The organism is Mycobacterium sp. 48b (assembly GCF_048282725.1).
In the GTDB taxonomy this organism is placed as follows: Bacteria; Actinomycetota; Actinomycetes; order Mycobacteriales; family Mycobacteriaceae; genus Mycobacterium.
On the sequence record NZ_JBLVUL010000001.1, the window covers coordinates 6,662,801 to 6,683,270 of the forward strand.

At 65.6% G+C, this 20,470-nt stretch carries 17 protein-coding genes; 13 read left to right on the forward strand and 4 right to left on the reverse strand.

Translation table 11 applies throughout. The annotated features are described in order from the left end of the window. The first annotated feature begins 126 nt into the window (after positions 1-126). The 6 genes from ACNQR1_RS32680 to ACNQR1_RS32705 all read left to right on the forward strand — a co-directional run bounded on the left by ACNQR1_RS32680 (position 127) and on the right by ACNQR1_RS32705 (position 6,804). A complete protein-coding gene (locus ACNQR1_RS32680) occupies positions 127-1,191 on the forward strand; it encodes a 2Fe-2S iron-sulfur cluster-binding protein (RefSeq protein ID WP_418049664.1) in 1,065 nt (354 codons plus the stop codon). Positions 1,192-1,289: 98 nt separating this feature from the next. After that, entirely contained in the window at positions 1,290-2,471 is a 1,182-nt protein-coding gene (locus ACNQR1_RS32685) for an acyl-CoA dehydrogenase family protein (protein WP_418049665.1), read from the forward strand. A gap of 13 nt (positions 2,472-2,484) precedes the next feature. Then, entirely contained in the window at positions 2,485-3,393 is a 909-nt protein-coding gene (gene bphC, locus ACNQR1_RS32690) for a biphenyl-2,3-diol 1,2-dioxygenase (protein ID WP_418049666.1), read from the forward strand. Next, positions 3,390-4,856: an FAD-dependent oxidoreductase gene (locus ACNQR1_RS32695; RefSeq protein ID WP_418049667.1), complete on the forward strand. Its 1,467-nt coding sequence runs from the start codon at positions 3,390-3,392 to the stop codon at positions 4,854-4,856. The genes bphC and ACNQR1_RS32695 overlap by 4 nt, the downstream gene beginning before the upstream one ends. Before the next feature lie 188 nt (positions 4,857-5,044). Further along, complete coding sequence (locus ACNQR1_RS32700) at positions 5,045-5,884, forward strand: IclR family transcriptional regulator (RefSeq protein WP_418049668.1); 840 nt, start codon at positions 5,045-5,047, stop codon at positions 5,882-5,884. Then, positions 5,881-6,804 (forward strand): alpha/beta hydrolase, encoded by a 924-nt coding sequence (locus ACNQR1_RS32705; protein WP_418049669.1) that lies wholly within the window; start codon positions 5,881-5,883, stop codon positions 6,802-6,804. Before ACNQR1_RS32700 ends, ACNQR1_RS32705 begins: the two co-directional genes overlap by 4 nt. Here the strand turns inward: ACNQR1_RS32705 and ACNQR1_RS32710 are convergent. Further along, positions 6,781-7,986 (reverse strand): NADH:flavin oxidoreductase, encoded by a 1,206-nt coding sequence (locus ACNQR1_RS32710; RefSeq protein ID WP_418049670.1) that lies wholly within the window; start codon positions 7,984-7,986, stop codon positions 6,781-6,783. The two genes, ACNQR1_RS32705 and ACNQR1_RS32710, sit on opposite strands and share 24 nt — an antisense overlap. A gap of 445 nt (positions 7,987-8,431) precedes the next feature. On the opposite strand from ACNQR1_RS32710, the gene ACNQR1_RS32715 reads away from it, so the two are divergent. Further along, positions 8,432-9,076: a Dabb family protein gene (locus ACNQR1_RS32715; RefSeq protein WP_418050592.1), complete on the forward strand. Its 645-nt coding sequence runs from the start codon at positions 8,432-8,434 to the stop codon at positions 9,074-9,076. Positions 9,077-9,085: 9 nt separating this feature from the next. Here the strand turns inward: ACNQR1_RS32715 and ACNQR1_RS32720 are convergent, their stop codons facing one another. Genes ACNQR1_RS32720 through ACNQR1_RS32730 form a run of 3 tightly spaced genes read right to left on the reverse strand, consistent with a single transcriptional unit; the run spans position 9,086 to position 13,207 of the window. After that, positions 9,086-10,354 carry an HNH endonuclease signature motif containing protein gene (locus ACNQR1_RS32720; protein ID WP_418049671.1) on the reverse strand — a complete coding sequence of 423 codons (1,269 nt, stop codon included), beginning with the start codon at positions 10,352-10,354 and terminating at the stop codon, positions 9,086-9,088. Positions 10,355-10,397: 43 nt separating this feature from the next. Beyond that, positions 10,398-11,285 (reverse strand): SDR family NAD(P)-dependent oxidoreductase, encoded by an 888-nt coding sequence (locus tag ACNQR1_RS32725; RefSeq protein ID WP_418049672.1) that lies wholly within the window; start codon positions 11,283-11,285, stop codon positions 10,398-10,400. Then, positions 11,282-13,207, reverse strand: coding sequence for a flavin-containing monooxygenase (locus ACNQR1_RS32730; RefSeq protein WP_418049673.1), 1,926 nt, complete (start codon positions 13,205-13,207; stop codon positions 11,282-11,284). Before ACNQR1_RS32730 ends, ACNQR1_RS32725 begins: the two co-directional genes overlap by 4 nt. 103 nt (positions 13,208-13,310) lie before the next feature. Between ACNQR1_RS32730 and ACNQR1_RS32735 the strand changes: the two genes are divergently transcribed. Genes ACNQR1_RS32735 through ACNQR1_RS32760 form a run of 6 tightly spaced genes read left to right on the forward strand, consistent with a single transcriptional unit; the run spans position 13,311 to position 20,411 of the window. Continuing rightward, on the forward strand, positions 13,311-14,897 hold the full coding sequence (locus ACNQR1_RS32735) for an acyl-CoA synthetase (protein ID WP_418049674.1): 1,587 nt from the start codon (positions 13,311-13,313) through the stop codon (positions 14,895-14,897). A gap of 9 nt (positions 14,898-14,906) precedes the next feature. After that, positions 14,907-16,040: a zinc-binding dehydrogenase gene (locus ACNQR1_RS32740; protein ID WP_418049675.1), complete on the forward strand. Its 1,134-nt coding sequence runs from the start codon at positions 14,907-14,909 to the stop codon at positions 16,038-16,040. Between the two features lie 18 nt (positions 16,041-16,058). Next, positions 16,059-17,483 (forward strand): aldehyde dehydrogenase family protein, encoded by a 1,425-nt coding sequence (locus tag ACNQR1_RS32745; protein ID WP_418049676.1) that lies wholly within the window; start codon positions 16,059-16,061, stop codon positions 17,481-17,483. Beyond that, on the forward strand, positions 17,480-18,256 hold the full coding sequence (locus ACNQR1_RS32750) for a crotonase/enoyl-CoA hydratase family protein (protein WP_418049677.1): 777 nt from the start codon (positions 17,480-17,482) through the stop codon (positions 18,254-18,256). The genes ACNQR1_RS32745 and ACNQR1_RS32750 overlap by 4 nt, the downstream gene beginning before the upstream one ends. After that, positions 18,241-19,356, forward strand: a complete 1,116-nt coding sequence (locus tag ACNQR1_RS32755) for an acyl-CoA dehydrogenase family protein (protein WP_418049678.1) — start codon at positions 18,241-18,243, stop codon at positions 19,354-19,356. The genes ACNQR1_RS32750 and ACNQR1_RS32755 overlap by 16 nt, the downstream gene beginning before the upstream one ends. Further along, positions 19,353-20,411: an acyl-CoA dehydrogenase family protein gene (locus ACNQR1_RS32760; protein ID WP_418049679.1), complete on the forward strand. Its 1,059-nt coding sequence runs from the start codon at positions 19,353-19,355 to the stop codon at positions 20,409-20,411. The genes ACNQR1_RS32755 and ACNQR1_RS32760 overlap by 4 nt, the downstream gene beginning before the upstream one ends. Positions 20,412-20,470: the final 59 nt, after the last annotated feature.

The window sequence follows — 20,470 nt, forward strand, 5'->3', positions numbered from 1 at the left end:
GAACGGTAGGCGCCGATCACGCGCGCGGCCGCCACAGTTCCCGGTCACCGGACCGCGAGACCTGACGTCCCGACCACCGGAATCGGCGGATTGCCCCATCGGCTGTGTCGGCGAGAATCTCGGCCCATGACCGACCCGAGCCTCCAGACCAGACGGAGCGTCGTTGTCACGGTGGCCGATGTCATCGATGAGAGCCCCGACGCTCGTTCTCTGGTTTTCACTGTGCCGCAGGACCAGCAGGAGCGATTTTCCTATCGGCCCGGACAATTCCTGACGCTGCGGGTGCCAAGTGAGCTGACCGGATCGGTGGCCCGGTGCTACTCACTCGCCAGCTCACCGCACACCGATCCCGCCCCCAAGGTGACCGTCAAGCGCACCGTCGACGGCTACGGTTCGAATTGGTTGTGCGACAACGTCGATGTCGGCGACACCCTCGAAGTACTGCCGCCTTCGGGGTTGTTCACCCCGGCAAGCCTCGACACCGACTTTCTGTTGTGGGCAGCGGGCAGCGGTATCACTCCGGTGATGTCGATACTCAAATCGGTGTTGGCGGCGGGGACCGGGCGGGTGGTCTTGTGCTACGCCAACCGCGACGAACGCTCGGTGATCTTCGCCGGCGAACTTCGCGAACTTGCCGCCCAGTACGCGGGCCGGCTGACAGTGCTGCACTGGCTGGAATCGATTCAGGGCTTGCCGACCCGCGCGCAGCTGAGCGGATTCGCCCAAACCGTTTTCGCCGGGTCCACGGGCTTCGAGGCATTCGTCTGCGGCCCGGCACCGTTCATGGCGGTCATCAAGGAGACTCTCCTCGAGGCCGGTGTCGAGCGGGACCGGATTCACCTCGAGGTGTTCCAGTCGCTGTCGGGTGACCCGTTCGCCGATGACACCACGGCACTGGCAACAGATTCCGACGAAGATGACGCCGCCGTCCTTCAGGTCGATCTGGACGGCACCAGTCACCGGCTGAAGTGGCCGCGCCAGGCGACGTTGGTCGACGTGCTGATCCGCTCGGGTGTCGACGTTCCGTACTCCTGCAAGGAGGGACAGTGCGGATCGTGCGCGGCCACGGTGGTACGCGGTGACGTGGACATGGCCGCCTGCGACATTCTTGAGCCCGAGGACATCGCCGACGGCGTGATTCTCGGCTGCCAGGCGCGGCCGGCCTCGGACGACGTCCACATCGAATTCTGAGCCGTCCGTCCCCACGTTTCCACTGACCGGGATTGGCCCCCGCTACCCGGATCAAAGCGGTACACCATCAGTACAGCCCTCGACGATAGGACCGAACCATGACTGAGCGCGTAATCGACCGGGTGCGCGACCTCGCCGACCAATTGCGCCACCAGGGCGCCGAAGCCGAGAAGATCGGCAAGCTCACCGACGAGACCGTCAAGATGATGAAGTCGGCGGGCAACATCCGCCTGCTGCAGCCGAAGTCTCATGGTGGCTTGGAGGTCCACCCGCGAGAGTTCGCCGAGACCGTGATGGCCACCGCGGCGCTGGATCCCTCGGCCGGCTGGATCAACGGCGTCGTCGGCGTGCACCCGTACCAACTCGCGTACGCCGACCCCAAGGTCGCCGCCGAGATCTGGGCCGAGGACGTCGACACCTGGGTCGCCTCCCCCTACGCACCTCAGGGGGTGGCCAAGCCCGTCGACGGTGGTTACATCTTCAACGGTCGCTGGCAGTTCAGCTCGGGCACCGATCACTGTGACTGGATCTTCCTGGGCGCGATGATCGGCGACGCCGAAGGCACGCCACTGATGCCGCCGCAGATGCTGCACATGATCCTGCCGCGCAAAGACTACGAGATCGTTGAGGACTCGTGGAACGTCGTGGGGCTGCGCGGAACCGGCTCCAAGGATGTCATCGTCAAGGACGCGTTCGTTCCGACCTACCGGACGATGGACGCGATGAAGGTCATGGACGGCACGGCTCAACGCGAGGCCGGGATGACCGAAACCCTGTACCTGATGCCGTGGTCGACGATGTTCCCGCTTGGCATCAGCTCGGCCACCATCGGCATCGCCGAGGGCGCGCTGGCGGCCGCGCTTGATTACCAGCGTGAGCGGGTCAACTCCAGTGGTGTGGCGATCAAGGATGACCCCTACGTCATGTACGCGATCGGTGAAGCCGCGGCGGACATCAACGCTGCGCGCCAGGAACTGTTGGCCAATGCCGACCGCATCTACGACATCGTCGACTCGGGTAGAGAGGTTTCCTTCGAAGACCGGGCCGCAGGCCGGCGCACCCAGGTTCGGGCGGTCTGGCGCGCGGTGTCAGCGGTCGACGAGATCTTCGCGCGCTGCGGCGGCAACGCCGCCCGGATGGACAAACCGCTGCAACGGTATTGGCGTGATGTTCATGTCGGCCAGGCCCACGCGATTCACGTTCCGAGCACGGTCTATCACGCTTCGGCCCTCAGCTCGCTGGGCGTGGACCCGCAGGGCCCGCTGCGGGCGATGATCTGAGAGGACAGCTCATATGGGATTGATCAAGAGCCTTGGCTACGTCACCGTCGCCGCCTCTGATATCGAGCGCTGGCGGCACTTCGCCTTCAACGTGCTCGGCTTCGCCACCGGTGCCGGGCCCGACGAGTCTGCGTTGTACCTGCGGATGGATGAGCGCGCGGCCCGCATCATCGTCGTGCCCAGCGACGTCGACAAGATCCTGACCGTCGGATGGGAGGTGCGCGACCACGCCGATCTGGAGCGGGTGAAGGCAGCGCTCGATGCCGCAGGCATGCCGTTCAAGCAGCTCTCGCTCGAAGAGACGGACGCCCGGCGCGTCGAGGAGGCCATCGCGTTCGAGGATCCCGCCGGCACGTCGCTCGAGGTGTTCCACGGCCCCGTCCTCGACCACTCACCGGTGATCACGCCGTTCGGCGCGAAGTTCGTCACCGGCGATCAGGGCCTGGGTCACGTCGTCCTTCCCGCACTCGACGTTCCCGGTCTGTTCGAGTTCTACACCGAGATAATGGGTTTCAAGTCCCGCGGAGCGTTCCGTGTGCCGGTACCGCCGGAGTTCGGCCCCGTTCGGGTGCGGTTCATGGGTGTCAACGAGCGGCATCACAGCCTGGCAATCTGCCCCGCACAGACACTCCGCGACCCCGGCCTCATTCATCTCATGGTCGAGGTCGACACCCTTGATGCGGTGGGCCAAGCCCTCGACCGGGTAAATGCCGAAGGCTTCCAGCTGTCGTCGACACTGGGCCGCCACACCAACGACAAGATGGTGTCGTTTTACGTACGGGCCCCCGGCGACTGGGACATCGAGTTCGGCACCGAAGGTATGCGTGTCGATGAAACCTATTACACCGCTGAGGAAATCACCGCCGACAGCTACTGGGGCCACCAGTGGGTCACCGATCTACCGAAGGCCATGCAACCGTGACACTCACCGAAGACATCCAGCCGATCCCGGCCGGCGCGATCACCGAGTGGGCCGATGAGGCTGACGTGGTGGTCGCCGGTTACGGCGTGGCCGGCGCCGCCGCAGCGGTGGAGGCGGCCCGCGCCGGCGCCGACGTACTGGTACTCGAACGCACCGGATCGTGGGGCGGCGCCGCCTCGATGGCGGGCGGGTTCATCTACCTCGGCGGTGGCACCGATATCCAGAAAGCATGCGGCTTCGAGGATTCCGTCGACAACATGGCGGCCTTCCTCAACGCGGCCATGGGTCCCGGCGCGGACGCCGCTCGGATCGCCGATTACTGCGAGGGAAGCGTCGCGCACTTCGACTGGCTCGTGGGCTGCGGTGTGCCGTTCAAGGCCGAGTTCTTCGGAGAGCCCGGCTGGGAGCCGATGGGCGACCAGGGGCTCATGTACAGCGGTGGCGAGAACTCATACCCGTTCAACACCATTGCTGTCCCGGCTCCGCGCGGGCATGTGCCGCAGATGCAGAACAAGAAGCAGGGCGAGTCCAGCGCGGGTTTCATGCTTATGCAGGGCCTCGTCGACACTGCGACCGCGGCCGGGGCACGGTCGCTGTACGACGTGCGCGTGCAGGCCCTGATCGTGGAGTCCGACGGCCGTGTCGTCGGCATCCGGACCCGGCGCTACGGCACCGTGCTGGATATCCGAGCGCGGCGGGGCGTCGTGCTGGCCACCGGAAGCTTTGCCTACAACGAGGACATGATCGCCCGGTACGCCCCGCGCATCGCGGGGCGCCCGGCCGCCTCGATCGAGCAGCACGACGGGCAGGCCATCCGGATGGCGCAGGCGCTCGGTGCCGATCTGGCGCACATGGACGCCACCGAGGTCGCCCTGTTCATCGATCCCCAGCAGTTGGTGCGCGGGATTCTGGTGAACGAACGTGGTCAGCGTTATGTCGCCGAGGACACCTATCCCGGCCGCGCGGGCCAACTGACGCTGTATCAGCAGAACAACACGGCATATCTGATCATCGACGGCGACGCCCAGGAGGAGGCGATGGCCTCGCTCTCTCCCCAGCTGATGATGCGGCCGCCGACCTGGGTGGCCGACACCATCGCCGACCTGGAGGCCGAGATCGGCCTGCCACCGAACTCGCTGCAAGCCACCGTCGATGCCTACAACGAGGGCGCGTCGCGCGGCGTGGACCCGCTGCTGCACAAGAAGCCGCAGTGGCTCAAGCCGATCAAGTCCCCGGTGGGCGCCATCGACCTCCGCGAATCCACCGGTGGCTTCACCCTCGGCGGCCTGCACACCACGCTCGATGCCGAGGTGCTGCACGTCAGCGGCGAGCCGATCCCGGGACTGTTCGCCGCCGGGCGCTGCACTGCGGGCCTGGCCGCCTGGGGATATGCCAGCGGTGTGTCACTGGGTGACGGGAGTTTCTACGGTCGGCGCGCAGGACGGGCCGCAGCACAGGCATAGCCGCTGGTCATTGCCGATCCTGCAACTTGATATCGCCTTACCCCCGCCGCATCGCGGCGGGGGTTTTGGCATGACCCCGCTCGCATTCAGTCGTTCATGTGACAGCACCCACATCGATATGCTACAAACAGTCATATGACTAATAGTCATATGACGTCCAGGCATGTGGCTCGATATGGGAGGTCCTCATGACAATGGCTGTCGAGAAGGCGGGCGAGACGCCCAGTGCCGTCATCGACCGGGTTTCCCTGGTCCTCGATGTGTTCGACGGACCGGGCCGTCTGACCTTGGCCGAGATCGTGCGCCGCACCGGACTGCCCCGCTCCTCTGCCCACCGGATCCTGGAGCGTCTCGTGCACCTGCGGTGGCTGCGCCGCGACGGGCGCGATTACGAGTTGGGCATGCGTCTGGTCGAGTTGGGTTCGCTGGCGCTGCATCAGGACCGCATCCACCGTGCCGCGATTCCGTTGTTGCGCGATCTGCACAGGGCCACCGGACTGGTGGTCCACCTGGCGGTCCTGGACGGTGCCGACGTGGTGTACCTCGAGAAGATCGGCGGACAGATGGTGGCGGCCATCCCGACTCGGATCGGAGGACGGCAGCCCGCGCACTGTACGGCGGTCGGCAAGGCGATCCTGGCCGACAATCCAGCGGCCGAGGTCGACTTGGCCTCGGGCCGGACTCGATTCTCGATCTCCAACGAACGGCAGCTCGCCGCCGAACTGGCCAAGGTCCGTGCACACGGCGTCGCATTCGAACGCGAAGAATCGTTGGTCGGGTTTGGCTGTGTGGCCGCGCCGATCGGGCCCGCAGGAGCAGCGGTAGCCGCGGTTTCGGTGTGCGGCCCCATGAATCGGATCACCTTCGATCAGCGGCTGGCTGCTCCGGTGCGCATGACGGCAATGGGTATCTGGCGCAATGCCGAAGATGGCCCGGGGCGGGTGGTGCCCACCTTGCAAACCCTCCGGCCGTTGCGCGTCGGTAGCCCGGTCGTCCCGCGGGCCGCTGCCACCCTGCTGCCGGCATGACCCTCGATCCTCAGGTCGCGGGTCTGATCGAAGCCCTGGATTCGGGCTTCCCGCCGGTACATACCATGACCGGCGCACAAGCCCGTGCCGCGATCCGCAGCCGGTTCGTCGCCAACCCTCAACCCGAACAGGTGGCCGCCGTCGTCGACGAACGGGTGCCGGTCGACAACGGAACCGTCGATGTCCGGGTCTATCGACCCGACTCCGCTGGGCCACTGCCCATGCTGGTGTTCGCCCATGGTGGCGGATTCGTGTTCTGCGACCTCGACAGCCATGACGGGCTGTGCCGCAGCCTGGCGAATCTGCTTCCTGCCGTAGTGGTTTCGGTCGGTTACCGATTGGCTCCGGAGCACCGCTGGCCCACTGCAGCCGAAGATTTCTACGCCGCCACCAGGTGGGCGATCGACCACGCCGCCGATTTCGGAGCCGACCCGGCACGGGTGGCGGTGGGCGGCGACAGCGCAGGCGGCAATCTCGCCGCGGTCACCACCCTGATGGCCCGTGACCGCGGTGGGCCGGCCCTGGCCGGGCAGCTCCTGTTGTATCCCGTGATCGCCTCGGACTTCGACACCGACTCCTACCGCATGTTCGGCGAGGGGTTCTACAACCCGCGCACGGCATTGCAGTGGTATTGGGATCAGTACGTCCCGAAAGTCAGCGACCGGCAAAACCCTTATGCCGCACCACTACACGGCGATCTCAGTGGATTACCACCGGCTGTCGTGGTTCTTGCCGGTCATGATCCGCTGCGAGACGAGGGCATCGCCTATGCCGACGCGTTGGAGGCAGCCGGGGTGCCAGTGACCCGGCGTCCCTTCGACGGGGGCATCCACGGTTTCATGACGATGCCGATGCTCGACATCGCCCACCGGGCCCGGCGAGAGGCCGGCCGGGCGCTAAGTGATCTGCTCGGCCCTTAGCACCGCACCGTAGCGCTGCTCGGGGTCGAGCACGCAGTGGGTGCGACTGAACACCGTCACCATGCACTTGTTGTTGTGCGTGCAGCGGCTGCGTGAGGCCGGATCGGCGATCATCGTGTTGACCCGGTCCGGCTCCCGCAGCAATGCCCTGCCCATTGCGAAGAAATCGAACCCCTCCCGCATCCCCGTCTCGAGGTGCTCACGATCGTTGATGCCGCCCAGCAGAATCAGTTTCGTGTTGCGCATGATCGGCACGAACTGCCGGGCCGCCTCCAGCATGTAGAGGTCTCGATATGGGTAGACGCCCATCGTCTGCTTGCCCACGAGCCGGACGGCCGGCTGCAAGGCCGGCGGCATCACCTTCGCGAATTCCTTGACCGGGACGTCGCCGCGGAACAGGTACATGGGTTTGTACACCGATGAACCCTGGGTCAGTTCGATGGCATCAAGGGTGGCATCGGTGTCGAGGAGTTGGGCGGTCCGCAACGCCTCGTCGATCCAGATACTGCCCGGGAGCCCGTCGTCCATGTCCAGTTTGGCGACTACCGCGACCCGATCACCTACCACCTCGCGCACTCGCGTTGCGATCTCCCGCACGAACCGCGACCGGTTGTCGATATCGCCGCCGTACTCGTCCTTGCGGCGGTTGATCAGCGGACTCAGGAACGAGCTGGGCAGGTAGAGATGCCCGAAATGCAGCTCAACGGCGTCGAATCCGGCGTCGACAGCCACCTGCGCGGCGTCGCCGAACTGTTCGATCACCTGAGCGATTTCTGCGCGAGTGATCTCGCGGCAATAGGCGAAGGAGGTCGGGTTGATGAATCTACTCGGCGCCACGGCGGTGACGCCGGTCAGCTTCTTCTGCGCCACCACCCCGGCATGGCCCAGCTGTGCCGAGATGGCTGCCCCCGCACCGTGTACCGCGTCGGTGAGCTGACGCAGTCCCGGTACCGCCTTGCTGTCCATGACAATCTGACCGGGTGCGCTCGCACCCTGCGGCGACACGCAGCAGTAGGCGACGGTGGTCATCCCGACGCCGCCCTCGGCGAAGCTGCGATGGAAATCGATGAGGTCGTCGGTGACCAGCCCATTGGGTGAGCGGCCTTCCGACGTGGCGGCCTTGATCACTCGGTTGCGCAGCGTCACTGGCCCGAGCTGGGCCGGGCTGAACGGATCGGTCATCGCCACACCATCGCGCCACCACCGGCGATCGTCAACGGTGGTTTCCCGATGGCCGGGAACGCTGTGCCTCCATCAATGCGGGCGATCGTAATCTCGGTTCATGGCCGAGGTTTTCGTCATCGATCGGGTAGTCACCAGGCCGGGCTGTGCCCAGAAGTTCATCGACGCCTACCTGACCGGATATGCCCCGGGTGCCCGTGATCGTGGCATGAGCCTGCGCGATGTCCTGGTCAGCCCGCCCATCTGGTTCGACGACCGGTCCAACGTCGTCACCATCACCTGGACGCTGCCGAGTCCACAAGCCTGGTGGCAGATGACCTGGCAGGGCCGGCCCGACCCGACCGTTGCGCGGTGGTGGGACAGCATCACCGATCTGGTGGTGGAGCGCACCCGCAACGTCGCATCTGCGGCCGAGGCCGTCGATGCCCCTGCCACACCCGCCCCGATCGACCCATCGACTTGTGCAGCCACATTCGGGGTCACCCGCCTGGTCGATGCCGAGGCGTCCGACCGTAACCGCATCCTGGGCGCCCTGCGCGACGCAGCCGAACGCAGCGGTGCGTTACGGACGCTCGTGGAGCCGACGTTACCGGGATCGCGCAATGGTGGCGACATCCTGGTCCATCTGCGGTTCGAGAACGACGATGCTTGGGAAAGAAGCGGTTTCGACGACGCACTGGCCGATCCGGCGATCTCGCGCGTGAATGGAGTGACCTACCGGGGAGCTCCGCTGCGTCGCGGCAGCAGCAGTGGCACCGTGTACCGCGCACTGCTGCTGCGTGTACCGCCCGAGGTGGAGGCCGAGACTGTCGCAGCATTCGAGAGTGAACTGTCGATGATGCCCCGATACGTCCCCACCATCACCGCGTGGCAGCTCAGCCGGGTCGAGCAGGCCATCGGCACCAGCGAATGGACCCACGTCTTCGAACAGGAATTCAGCGACGTCGACGGACTGATGGGCCCCTACCTCATGCATCCGATCCACTGGGCGGTGGTCGACCGCTGGTTCGATCCCGAGACCACCGACATCATCGTCCGCGACCGGGTATGCCACAGCTTCTGCGAACTGCCTGCCCCTGTGCTCTCCTGAGCCGCTTGCCTAGTTCAGGGTCGGTGGCGGTTGCGGTTGCGGTTGGAAGGGTTGGTACCACCACCAGTCTGCGCGTTCCCCGGTCGGTCCGCGGTAGGGCGGTACGTCGGGTGGCCGCGAAGTTGGCGGGCGGGCCAGTGATCCGCCGCGCAGTGTGCGGCCGCGGTCATCGGTCACGACGAGCTTGTGAGCGGTACCGCTGATCGTGATGCCGCCCTGGTGATGCAGGCGGTGATGATAAGGACACACCAGCACCAGGTTGTCGAGTTCGGTGGGGCCGCCGTCTTCCCAGTGCCGGACGTGATGGGCATGCAGGCCGCGGGTGGCCCCACACCCGGGGACGACGCAGCAGCGGTCGCGGTACTCCAATGCCCGGCGCAGGCGCCGACTGATGGTCCGTGTAGTACGGCCCACGCCTATCGGCTGTCCATGGCGTTCTAACCACACCTCGCATGTTGCATCGCAGAGCAGGTATTGGCGCTCCTCATCGGTCAGCACGGGACCCAGATGCAGTGAGGCGACTGGCTTGTCGGCATTCGCATGCACGATGACGTTGGTGTGCTGCCCGTGCGGGCGACGGGCCACGTCGGAGTCCCAGCCGGCCTCGACCAGGCTCATGAACGCGTCGGCATTGTTCGGGAACGGCGGGGCCTGAAGCGAGGTCGGCTCACCGGTGTCCTCGTCGATGTCGTGGTCATGTTTCCAGTCGGCGACCAGCGCGTCCCGGTGCGATGCATGGGCGGCGTCGAACTTCGCCGCCTCCACTCGTGGTAACACGATCTTGTAGGTGGTGTGCCCGTCACCCTCGATTCGGGTGAACGACCGCTGCGGTTCGGGTTTCGATTCGGGTTCGGGGCGTGGTTCGAGCTTGACCGCGGTACGCAGTTGGCTGACCGTCGCGCTGGCCGCGAGTTCGGCGTAGTGCGCATCGGATCCGTCGGCGGCTTTCTCGGCGATGACCCCGACCTGATCCAGCGACAGCCGGCCCTCGCGCATCCCTTGCGCGCAGCGGGGGAACTCCTCGAGCCGACGCGCGACGGCGACGATGGTCTCGGCGTTGCGTGGGGTAACTCCAGTTTTCCAGGCCACCACTGCCGGAATCGAGCGGGCGCCGGTGGCGCCGCACAGCTCGTCGCGTTCCAGTTCGGCGACAATCTCCACCAAGCGCGCATCGATCGCGTTGCGCTGACCGCACAGCTCGGCCACCTCGTCGAACAACACCTCCAGGCGCTCACCGGGCGGCACCCGGGCGTCCAAAGAGGTTGCTGCCGAAGACATGACACCATCATCGCACCGACCACCGACAAGAATTGAGGGCGACTCAGACCCCCGCGGGCAGGATGTTCGGATTCGCCGCGGCCGGCGGCTGCAGCGGCGGCAATACCGTGCTGCCGTCCAGTGAGTGCACCGGAAGTTGTTGCGACCAGGGGTAGTGCAGGCTGAACGCGACCAGACCGGTCCGCTCGGCGGCGGGCAGGTGACACATCGCCAATACCGTTTCGGCCAGGTACTCGACCGGTTCGGTCGGAAAGCTGTCCGGGATCAGCGACGCCGCACCCGGCGTACGTACCGCCGTCGACGGCCCGACACAGTTCACCGCGATGTCGGAATCCAGCAGTTCGGCGGCCACCCCCTGGGTGAACCGATGCAGTGCAGCCTTGCACGACGCATAGATCACGTCGCCCGCCGTCTTGTTGTAGTCCCGGTACGGCCGCACCGGGGCCACCCCGGTCACCGAGCCGATGTTGACGATCCAGCCGGCACCCTGCGAGCGCATGTGCGGCACAGCGCCTTTCGTCAACGCGAACGGTGTCTTCAGATAATGCTCCACCGTGCGGTCGAAGGTCTCGACCGGCATTTCCTCGACAACCGAATAGTCCGCATAGCCCGCGTTGTTGACCAAGATGTCGAGCCTTCCGGTGTGCTCCACCACAGCCTGGATCAGGCCGTCGCGGGCGGCGCTGTCTTCGAGATCGGCAGCCACTCCGAAGGCCGAACCGCCGGCGTCTTCGATGAGAGCGATGGTCTCCTCGATCGTTCCCGGGATCGCCTCGGCGACACCAGCGCGCGTGGACGGTGTCGGGGTGTAGGAGCGCGCGGTCACGGCCACGGTCGCGCCCTCGGCCGCCAACCGCCGGGCGATCGCGCGACCGATACCGCGGCTGCTTCCGGTGACCAATGCTGTTTTACCGGCAAGCATCTGGCTCATCGGAGAACGAAATCCTCTTCGATCGGCGCGCGATGTTGGTGCCACAGATCCACCAGACGGTACGGCGTGGCCACCACGACGCGTCCGGACTGCGATCGGTAGTAGGTGTGCGCGTTGGGGGTATGGCACCACACCGTGCCCTGCATGGTCTTGTCGATCCCGTCGACGTAATCCTCGAACGCGGCCTGAGTGACTTCCATTGTCGACGCGCCGCGCAGCGCCATCAACTGCAAGCACTCCACGATGTAGTGCGCCAGGATCTCCATCGAAAAGTTCGCGCCTGCACCATGTCCCGGGCTGTAGTTCGGTGCGGAGGTGATGAACAGGTTCGGGAACCCCGGTACGGTGCCACCACGGTACGCACTGGGACTGTCGCCCCACACCTGGGCCAGGGTCTTACCGTCCCGACCCCGAATATCCACGGTGGACAGGAAATCCAAGTGGTAGCCGGTGGCATAGATGATCACGTCGAGATCGATCTGACAACCGTCAGCGGTGACGATGCCGCGTTCGTTGATCTCCGCGGGCTCGCTCGCCTCTACGTCGACGTGGTCGCGGGTCAGCGCGGCGTAGTAACCACCGGGATCGCGGATGATCCGCTTGCCGTAGGGCGCGAAATCCGGCGTCACCTTCTTCGCCAATTCTGTTCCGGCAACGAACATCCGGTCGATGTAATCCAGGCACATCTGCAGAAGCACATCGTTGACCGGTGAGATCGACAGGTGCGTCTTGGACCATTCGGGGTCCTGCAGGATGATGGGGTAGTTGTTGTCGGCGGTACCCCAGTACGACTTGAGCCGATGCCACATCGAATAGAACGGCAGTGCACGCCCCAGGTAGCGACGATGTTCGGGCACCTCGTCGGAAGGGCGCTTTCGGGGGGCAACCCAGTGCGGTTGGCGCTGGAAGACGGTCAGGTGCTCGACCTCGTCGACGCAGGCGTCGACAATCTGCACCGCAGTGCAACCGGCACCGATCACCGCGATCTTCTTACCCGTCAGATCCAGTGACGGGTCCCATTGCGCCGAGTGAATACTCGTTCCAGCGAAGGTATCTGAACCCTTGATCTCCGGGAATCGGGGACGGTTCAAGTAGCCGGCAGCGGTGACGACGACAGTGGCATGGTCGATGCTCTGGGTGCCATCGGCAGAGCGGGAGTGGATCTCCCACTGCCCCCGCTCCTCGTCCCACCACAAGGCTTCGACCTCGGTACCGAACCGGATGTGGCGGCGCAGGTCATGCTTGTCGGCCAGCGAAACAAGGTAGGCCTGGTATTCCGCGCCCTGCGGATAGTAGTTCGACCAGTCCGGGTTCACCTCGCGCGACAGCGAGTAATACGCCGAGGGAGTATCCACGCCGATGCCCGGGTAGGTGGTGGTCAGCCAGGTTCCGCCGACTTCGTCGTTGCGGTCGAAGATCTCGAACTGCACGCCCTCCTCCGCAGCGGCCAGCGCGACCGCGATACCTGCGATACCGGCACCGATGATCGCCACTTTCGTGGAAGAGGGAATCGGCGTCGTTCGCGGCAACGTCGGATGAGACGGGCGGAATCCGCCTTGCTCCAACAGCAGGTCGACGTGTTCGTCGTCGACGGGACCGCCCAGCGCAATCGGGAGCAGGCTGGCGAAGAACTCGCGATCGTCTACCGGCAGCGCACCAGCCGGTCTCGGCCGGCCGAGCGCGGCGATGACTTCGTCGGCCAGCGTCTCGGCGGTCTGGGGATCGGTCGATCCGGCTCGCTCGGGCGGATCGGGCACGTGGTCGATCTTGGCTGCGTACCGATCGATGACCGATGGATCACCTGTCAGCTGTGCCAACACCGCGACCAGGACACCGGGGTCCGCTTCCAGGAGATGGGTGCGCAGGACGTGAGGGTCTGGAGCACGATCCGCGAGTGACGAGGATTCAGTGGTAGCGGTCATGGTTTCGAGTATCGAAGGATCGGGACCGTGACCGCGCCCACCCTGTCTACTGAGCGGGAGACGAACCACCGTGGCCATCGGTGGCATGCCTACTCTGCCGACCATGCATTCCGACGACCTTGCCGCCGTCATCGCCCGGGCCCGGAGCCACAGCCTGGCAGATATCCCCCGCCGGTCGGCGCGTAAGCAACCTGAGAAGACCGCCATCATCGACGGCGACGTCGTCCTGAGTTTTGCCGAGTTCGATCACCTGGTGGACCGCGCGGCGGCCGCGTTGCACGAGAACGGGTTACTTCCCGGTGACCGAGTGGCGTTGTTGTCGCGCAACTGCTGGGAGTACGCAGTGTTGGCCTTCGCCACCGCCCGCGCCGGCGTGGTGCTGGTTCCGATCAATTTCATGCTGATGCCGGAGGAGATCTCGTACATCCTCGGCCACAGCCGGGCCGCCGGATTCATCGTCGAGGCGGACCTGATCCCGGTGGCCGAACAGGCCATGGCCGTGGGGACAGCAGTTCGCACCAAGACAGCGCTCGTACCCGCCGGTCAAACCAGTCCCCCCGGCTGGACGGATTTCGCCGAATGGCTCACCACTATGGCGGCTGTACCCGATTGCCGGATCGATGACGATCAGCTGGTGCGGGTGATGTACACCAGCGGAACCGAGTCGCGGCCCAAAGGCGTCATGCACAGCAGCCGCAGCTTGATGTGGCAGTACATCAGCACCATCGTGGCCGGCTCGATGTCCGGCGACGACGTCGAAATCCACTCCCTGCCTCTGTATCACTGCGCGCAGCTGGATAATTTCCTGGCTACCGACATCTACCTGGGTGCCACCAGCATCATCCTGCCGCGCCCCGAGCCGGAGCTGGTACTGCGGACGATCGAGCGCCACGGCGTCACCAATTACTTTGCGCCACCGACGGTGTGGATCAGTCTGCTGCGCAGTCCGGTGTTCGACGAGGTAGACCTGTCCAGCCTGCGCAAGGGTTACTACGGCGCCTCACCGATGCCAACCGAGATCCTGCACGAGATGCGCAGGCGCCTGCCCAATCTCCGTCTGTGGAACTTCTACGGCCAGACCGAGATGGCCCCGCTGGCCTCAGCTCTGGGGCCTGCCGAGCAGGATGCCCACGCGGGGGCGGCCGGCCGACCTGTGGTCAACGTCGAAACCGTCATCCTCGATGACAACGACGTGCCGGTCACGCCCGGCACCGTCGGTGAAATCGCCCACCGCAGCCCGCATCTGATGCTGGGCTACCTCGACGATGCGGACAAGACCGCCCAGGCCTTCGCCGGCGGCTGGTTCCATTCCGGCGACCTGGGCTTCTACGACGAGCACGGCCTGCTACACGTCGTCGACCGCAAGAAAGACATGATCAAAACCGGCGGCGAGAATGTCGCCAGCCGCGAGGTCGAAGAAGTTCTCTACCGGCACAGCGGGATAGAAGAAGCCGCGGTCTTCGGGGTGGCGCACCCGATCTGGGTGGAAGCCGTCGTCGCCGCAGTGGTGACTCGCGCCGGCACCACCGTGACCGAAGACGAGGTCCTTCGTCACTGCCGTGACCATCTCGCCGGGTTCAAGACCCCCAAACAGATCTTCTTCGTCGATTCCCTGCCCAAGAACCCCAGCGGCAAATTGCTCAAACGCGATCTGCGACAGCGATTCAGCCTCGAATCCAACAGAAACTGAAGGAACACTGTGCACTCCAAATCTCACGCCAACACCTCTCGAACCGGACGCATCGCGCGCTTCGACGAACCCGGCAAACCATTTCAGATCGAAACGGTGACTTTGCCTGACGTCGGGCCCGGAGAAATCCTGGTCCGTGTTCTGCGGACGAACATCTGCGGTTCAGATGTACATGCCTGGCACGGCACCTTCGCCACCCGCGGCTTGGGTGGACAGCTACCTACCGTCTTGGGTCACGAGATGGTCGGCGCCATCGAAGTGCTTGGCGACGGGGTGACGGCCGACTCCAACGGCAAATCCCTGGCCGAAGGCACGCGAGTGGTGTTCCCGTACTTCTACTGCTGCCACAGCTGCCGCAACTGTCTGGCAGGGCGCCGTAACGCCTGCCTGAACCTGAAAATGGCGATGCTGGGCCGCGCTGACGAACCTCCGTATTTCGTCGGCGGTTACGGCGACTACTACCTGTTGCCGGCCGGGGCAGTCGTTTACACGGTTCCGGACACCCTGAGCGACGATATCGCCGCGGGCGCGAACTGCGCGCTGTCCCAAGTGATGTACGGCCTGGAACGGGTCGATCTGCAACTCGGCGAGCACGTGGTGGTTCAGGGAGCCGGCGCACTCGGTCTCTACGCGGTGGCCGTGGCCAAGGCGCGCGGGGCGGCCAACGTGATCGCCATCGACGGCGTGCCCGAAAGGCTCGAACTGGCAACCGCATTCGGAGCTGACTCGGTGATCGACCTCAACGAGGTCGCCACGCCCAAGGACCGCGCCAAAGCAGTGCGTAAGTTGACCGACGGCCAGGGCGCCGACGTGGTGGTCGAGGTTGTCGGGCACCCGTCGGCCATCGACGAGGGTCTCCAGATGCTCGCCCAGTTCGGCCGCTACGTCGAGATCGGCAACATCAACATCGGCAAGACGTTCGAGTTCGACCCGTCCCGGTTCGTCTTCACCAACAAGACCATGGTCGGGGTCTCGCTCTATGACCCGGCAGTCCTGTCCCGCGCGTTGACCTTCCTCGACCGTTACCAGCACCAGCTGCCGTTCGAGCGACTCGCCGCGGCGTCGTACTCACTCGACGACATCAACGAAGCGTTCACCGCGGCCGATGGCAAGCGCGATATCCGCGCCAGCATCGCGCCATAAACCCAGGTAAGGACAACAGTGCCCACTTTCGAACACGACAGACTGTTCATCGACGGCAGCTGGATCACCCCCTCGGGGGACGGGTTCATCGAAGTCATCGATCCCGCGACCGAATCCGTGATCGGCCACGTGCCCAACGGCGACGCCGCCGACGTCGACACCGCGGTGGCCGCGGCCCGTCAGGCGTTCGACCCGCTCATCACCGTTGACGAACGCCGGGACCGGGTGCAGCGGGTCATCGCTGCGATGGAGAAACGCCTACCCGACATCGCCGAACTCATCACCGCCGAGATGGGTGCCCCCATACGCATCGCGCAGACGGTGCAGACGCAGGTACCGCTGGCGGTGGCCAAGGGCTTCGCCGATGTGCTGGAGACCTTCGAATTCGAAGAGCACATCGGCAACTCGCTGGTCCTGAGGGAGCCCTACGGCGTCGTCGGGGCCATCACGCCGTGGAACTATCCGCTCTACCAGGTGGTCGCCAAGGTGCTGCCGGCCATCGCCTCGGGGTGTCCCGTCGTGCTCAAACCCAGTAACGAAGCCCCACTTTCGGTTTTCGCCTTCGTCGAGGCCTGCGAAGAGGCGGGCCTGCCACCGGGGACCATCAATCTCGTCTCGGGCCCCGGCCGGGTGATCGGCGAACGTCTCGCCTCGCATCCGGACGTCGACTTCGTCTCGTTCACCGGGTCCACCGGTGTGGGTGCGCGCGTCGGAGAGCTTGCCGGCCAGTCGATCAAGAAGGTCGCCCTCGAGCTCGGCGGCAAGTCGGCCAACGTCATCCTCGACGGCGCTGATCTGGCGACCGCGGTCAAGGTCGGGGTGGGCAATGCCTTCCTCAACGGCGGTCAAACCTGCATGGCCTGGACCAGGATGCTGGTGCCGCAGAATCGATATGGCGAGGCGCTGGACCTCATCGAATCCGCCGTGGGCCGCTATACCGTGGGCGATCCGCGCGACCCGGCGACCCGGATCGGACCGTCGTCGTCGCGGTCGCAGTTCGACTCGGTGCGTGGCTTCATCGAACGCGCCCAGCGCGACGGTGCTCGGCTCCTGATCGGTGGCGCAGAACCGATCCGCGATGTCGGGTACTACGTGGCACCAACGGTTTTCGCCGATGTGGATCCCGACTCCGAACTCGGTCAGGAAGAAGTGTTCGGCCCCGTGCTGGCCGTGACGCCCTTCACCGATACCGACGATGCACTGCGCATCGCCAATGGCACCCCCTATGGCCTGTCGGGCGCGGTGTGGGCCGCCACCGACGACGACGCCATCGCCTTCGCCCGTCAGGTGCAGACCGGCCAGCTCGACATCAACGGCGGCGCCTACAACCCAGCCGCCCCGTTCGGCGGGTACAAGAAGTCCGGGATCGGCCGTGAACTGGGCCGGTTCGGCTTCGAGGAGTACCTCCAGACCAAATCCCTTCAGCTCAAGGAGCGTGCGTGACCTCACCGCTCGACGTCCACACCGACGGACCGGTACAAATCTGGACGATCACCCTTCCCGACGTCGGCAATGCCATCACCGGCAAGGACGTCATCGCCGCATTCGAGGACAATGTCGACGCGGTCAACGCCGACAACACCGTGGGCGCGGTCATCCTCACCGGTGCGGGCAAGATCTTCTCCGCCGGCGGCAACGTCAAGGAGATGGCCGACCGCCAGGGCATGTTCGGTCTGGATGCCATCGACCAGCGGCGGGCCTACATCGATGGGATCCAACGGATCCCACGTGCCCTGGGTCGGCTCGAAGTCCCTCTGATCGCTGCGGTCAACGGCGCCGCCATCGGCGCCGGGTGCGATCTGGCGATGATGTGCGACATCAGGATTGCCTCCGAGCGCGCATCCTTCGCCGAGAGCTTCGTGCAGCTCGGCCTCATCCCGGGCGATGGCGGCACGTGGTTCCTGCCGCGCGCCATCGGCTATGCCCGTGCCGCCGAGCTCACCTTCACCGGCGAACGGATCGACGCCGCAACGGCGTTGGAATGGGGACTCGTCAGCCGAGTGGTACCTCACGAAGACCTCCTCAATGAAGCGCGGGTGCTGGCAGACCGGATCGCGGTCAACCCACCGCACGCGCTGCGGATGGCCAAGCGCCTGTTGCAGGAATCGACGACCGGCTCCCTGGAATCGACGCTCTCGATGGCGGCGGCGATGCAACCGCTCGCCCACCACGACGCCGAGCACCAACGCCGCATCGCGAAGTGGCGGACATCGTGACCGGCGCACACCTGGACGAGTTGCGCCGGGAAGTCCGTGGCTTCCTGGCCGAACAGTTGGCCGCCGGTGCATTCAAGCCTTCCGTCGATGCCTGGCTGTGCGGATGGGACGAGAATTTCACCGCATCCCTGGCGAAGCAGGGCTGGCTGGGCATGACGGTTCCCGCGCACTACGGCGGTCATGGCCGCTCATTTCAGGAACGGTTCGTGGTGACCGAGGAACTGCTGGCCGCGGGCGCCCCGGTTGCCGCCCACTGGATCGCCGACCGCCAGATCGTGCCGTCGCTCCTGAAATACGGGACAGAAGAGCAGAAGTCAGAGTTCCTACCTCGCATCGTGCGTGGTGAGTGTTTCTTCGGAATCGGGATGAGCGAACCGGATTCCGGCTCGGATCTGGCGAGCGTCCGCACCCGTGCGGTACGGGTCGATGGCGGGTGGTCGATCACCGGCACCAAGGTGTGGACGTCGGGAGCGCACCGGGCTCATGCCTTCATCGTGCTGGCCCGCACCGAACCGGTCGATCCGGCGCACCGGCATGCCGGGTTGAGCCAGTTCATCGTCGACCTGCGCGCCCCCGGGGTGCAGGTCCGCCCCATCATCTCGATGAACGGCGGGCACCACTTCAACGAAGTTCTGCTCGACGAGGTGTTCATTCCCGATGCCATGGTCTTCGGCGAGATCGGCCGCGGCTGGACCCAGGTCACCTCCGAGCTGAGCTTCGAGCGCAGCGGGCCGGAGAGATTCCTGTCGACCTTCCCGCTCTTGGCCCTCGCACTCGAAAACACCTCAGATGGCCCCGAATTGGGCCGTCTGGTGGCGCGAGTCGCCGGACTGCATCACATGTCAACTGCGGTTGCCGGCGCCCTGGAGCGCGGTGAGAACCCCGACGTTCCAGCAGCCGTCGTCAAGGTTCTCGGCACCACGGTCGAAGGCGACATCGCGGACTTCGCCGATCGGCAGACCGGAGATGACGCCGCGAGGAACGCTGAGTGGGCGCACCTGGTGGCCACCTCGGTGGATCAGCGCCCCGGCTTCACGTTGCGCGGCGGAACCAACGAAGTACTGCGCGGTGTCATCGCGCGGGGATTAGGTATGCGATGAGCACCTCCGAGCTCGCCCTGAGCACGCTGTCCGCGGTGGACCCCGACCTGGCGGCGATGATCGACAGCGTCTTCGGATACTGCCAGACCGCACCCACCGGGGTCCCCGGCGAGCGCATCGAGTACGACCGCGCACTGTGGCAGCGGCTCGACTCCCTCGGTCTGGTCCGACTGACCGGCGCCGAGGAATCCGGTGGCAGCGGCGCAGGTTGGCTCGAGGCAGCCGAATTGCTCAGTGCCGCAGTCCGCCACGGTGTCCGCATCCCACTAGCCGAACACGACTTGCTGGCCTGTTGGCTGTTGGAGACCCTCGGCCGACCCATCGATGACGCCGTGCGCACGGTGTCTGTGGCCCCACTCCGCGGCGAATCCACCACGCCTGTGCCCTGGGCCGCTGACGTGGAACGGATCGTCGCGCTCTGGCCGGCCGGCGACGATTACCGGCTTACCGAGTTCGACACCACGGAACTGTCGCTCGCCCTCGGCACCAACTTGATCGGCGAGCCGCGCGACACCATCGCCGTCGACACCACCGGAATCACCGGTCATCCGGTGCCCACCGCCCTGGTGGACCAGCTCGGCCGCAAATCGGCGATGGTACGGGCGATTCAGGTGTGCGCGGCGCTCGATCGTGCTGTGGCGCTGTCCATCGAACACGTGGCGTCACGGGTGCAGTTCGGGCGCCCGCTGGCGAAATTCCAGGCGATTCAGAGCCTGATCTCGGATGCGGCGGCAGAGGCGGCGCTGGCGCGGGCCGCCACCGAGGCGGCGCTGCACACCGCCATCGGAACAGACTGGCAGTCAGCTCAACTGGACTTCCAGATCGCGACCGCGCGATCGTGTGCCGGGCATGCCGCCTCGGTCGTGACCCGCAACGCGCACCAGGTGCACGGCGCGATCGGCACCACCCACGAGCATCGTTTGCACGAGTTCACCCGCGCAGCTCTGGCCTGGCGTTCGGAATTCGGCTCCGTGCGCTTCTGGGATGACCGGGTTGCGGCGGCGGCCGTTGCGGCAGGCGGACAACAGCTCTGGGCGTTGATCGCCGGCGCCTAGCGGTTTGGTGTTCCGCTGACCGGTCACCGGTGCTGTTACCGGCGCCACATCACGGGTTG

Bases quoted from the DNA above. Each gene is read 5' to 3' on its own strand.
- ACNQR1_RS32730 (WP_418049673.1), bottom strand. From the start codon at position 13,207: ATGACCGCTACCACTGAATCCTCGTCACTCGCGGATCGTGCTCCAGAC.
- ACNQR1_RS32685 (WP_418049665.1), top strand. From the start codon at position 1,290: ATGACTGAGCGCGTAATCGACCGGGTGCGCGACCTCGCCGACCAATTG.
- ACNQR1_RS32735 (WP_418049674.1), top strand. From the start codon at position 13,311: ATGCATTCCGACGACCTTGCCGCCGTCATCGCCCGGGCCCGGAGCCAC.
- bphC (WP_418049666.1), top strand. From the start codon at position 2,485: ATGGGATTGATCAAGAGCCTTGGCTACGTCACCGTCGCCGCCTCTGAT.
- ACNQR1_RS32760 (WP_418049679.1), top strand. From the start codon at position 19,353: ATGAGCACCTCCGAGCTCGCCCTGAGCACGCTGTCCGCGGTGGACCCC.
- ACNQR1_RS32720 (WP_418049671.1), bottom strand. From the start codon at position 10,354: ATGTCTTCGGCAGCAACCTCTTTGGACGCCCGGGTGCCGCCCGGTGAG.
- ACNQR1_RS32710 (WP_418049670.1), bottom strand. From the start codon at position 7,986: ATGACCGATCCGTTCAGCCCGGCCCAGCTCGGGCCAGTGACGCTGCGC.
- ACNQR1_RS32700 (WP_418049668.1), top strand. From the start codon at position 5,045: ATGACAATGGCTGTCGAGAAGGCGGGCGAGACGCCCAGTGCCGTCATC.
- ACNQR1_RS32680 (WP_418049664.1), top strand. From the start codon at position 127: ATGACCGACCCGAGCCTCCAGACCAGACGGAGCGTCGTTGTCACGGTG.
- ACNQR1_RS32705 (WP_418049669.1), top strand. From the start codon at position 5,881: ATGACCCTCGATCCTCAGGTCGCGGGTCTGATCGAAGCCCTGGATTCG.
- ACNQR1_RS32725 (WP_418049672.1), bottom strand. From the start codon at position 11,285: ATGAGCCAGATGCTTGCCGGTAAAACAGCATTGGTCACCGGAAGCAGC.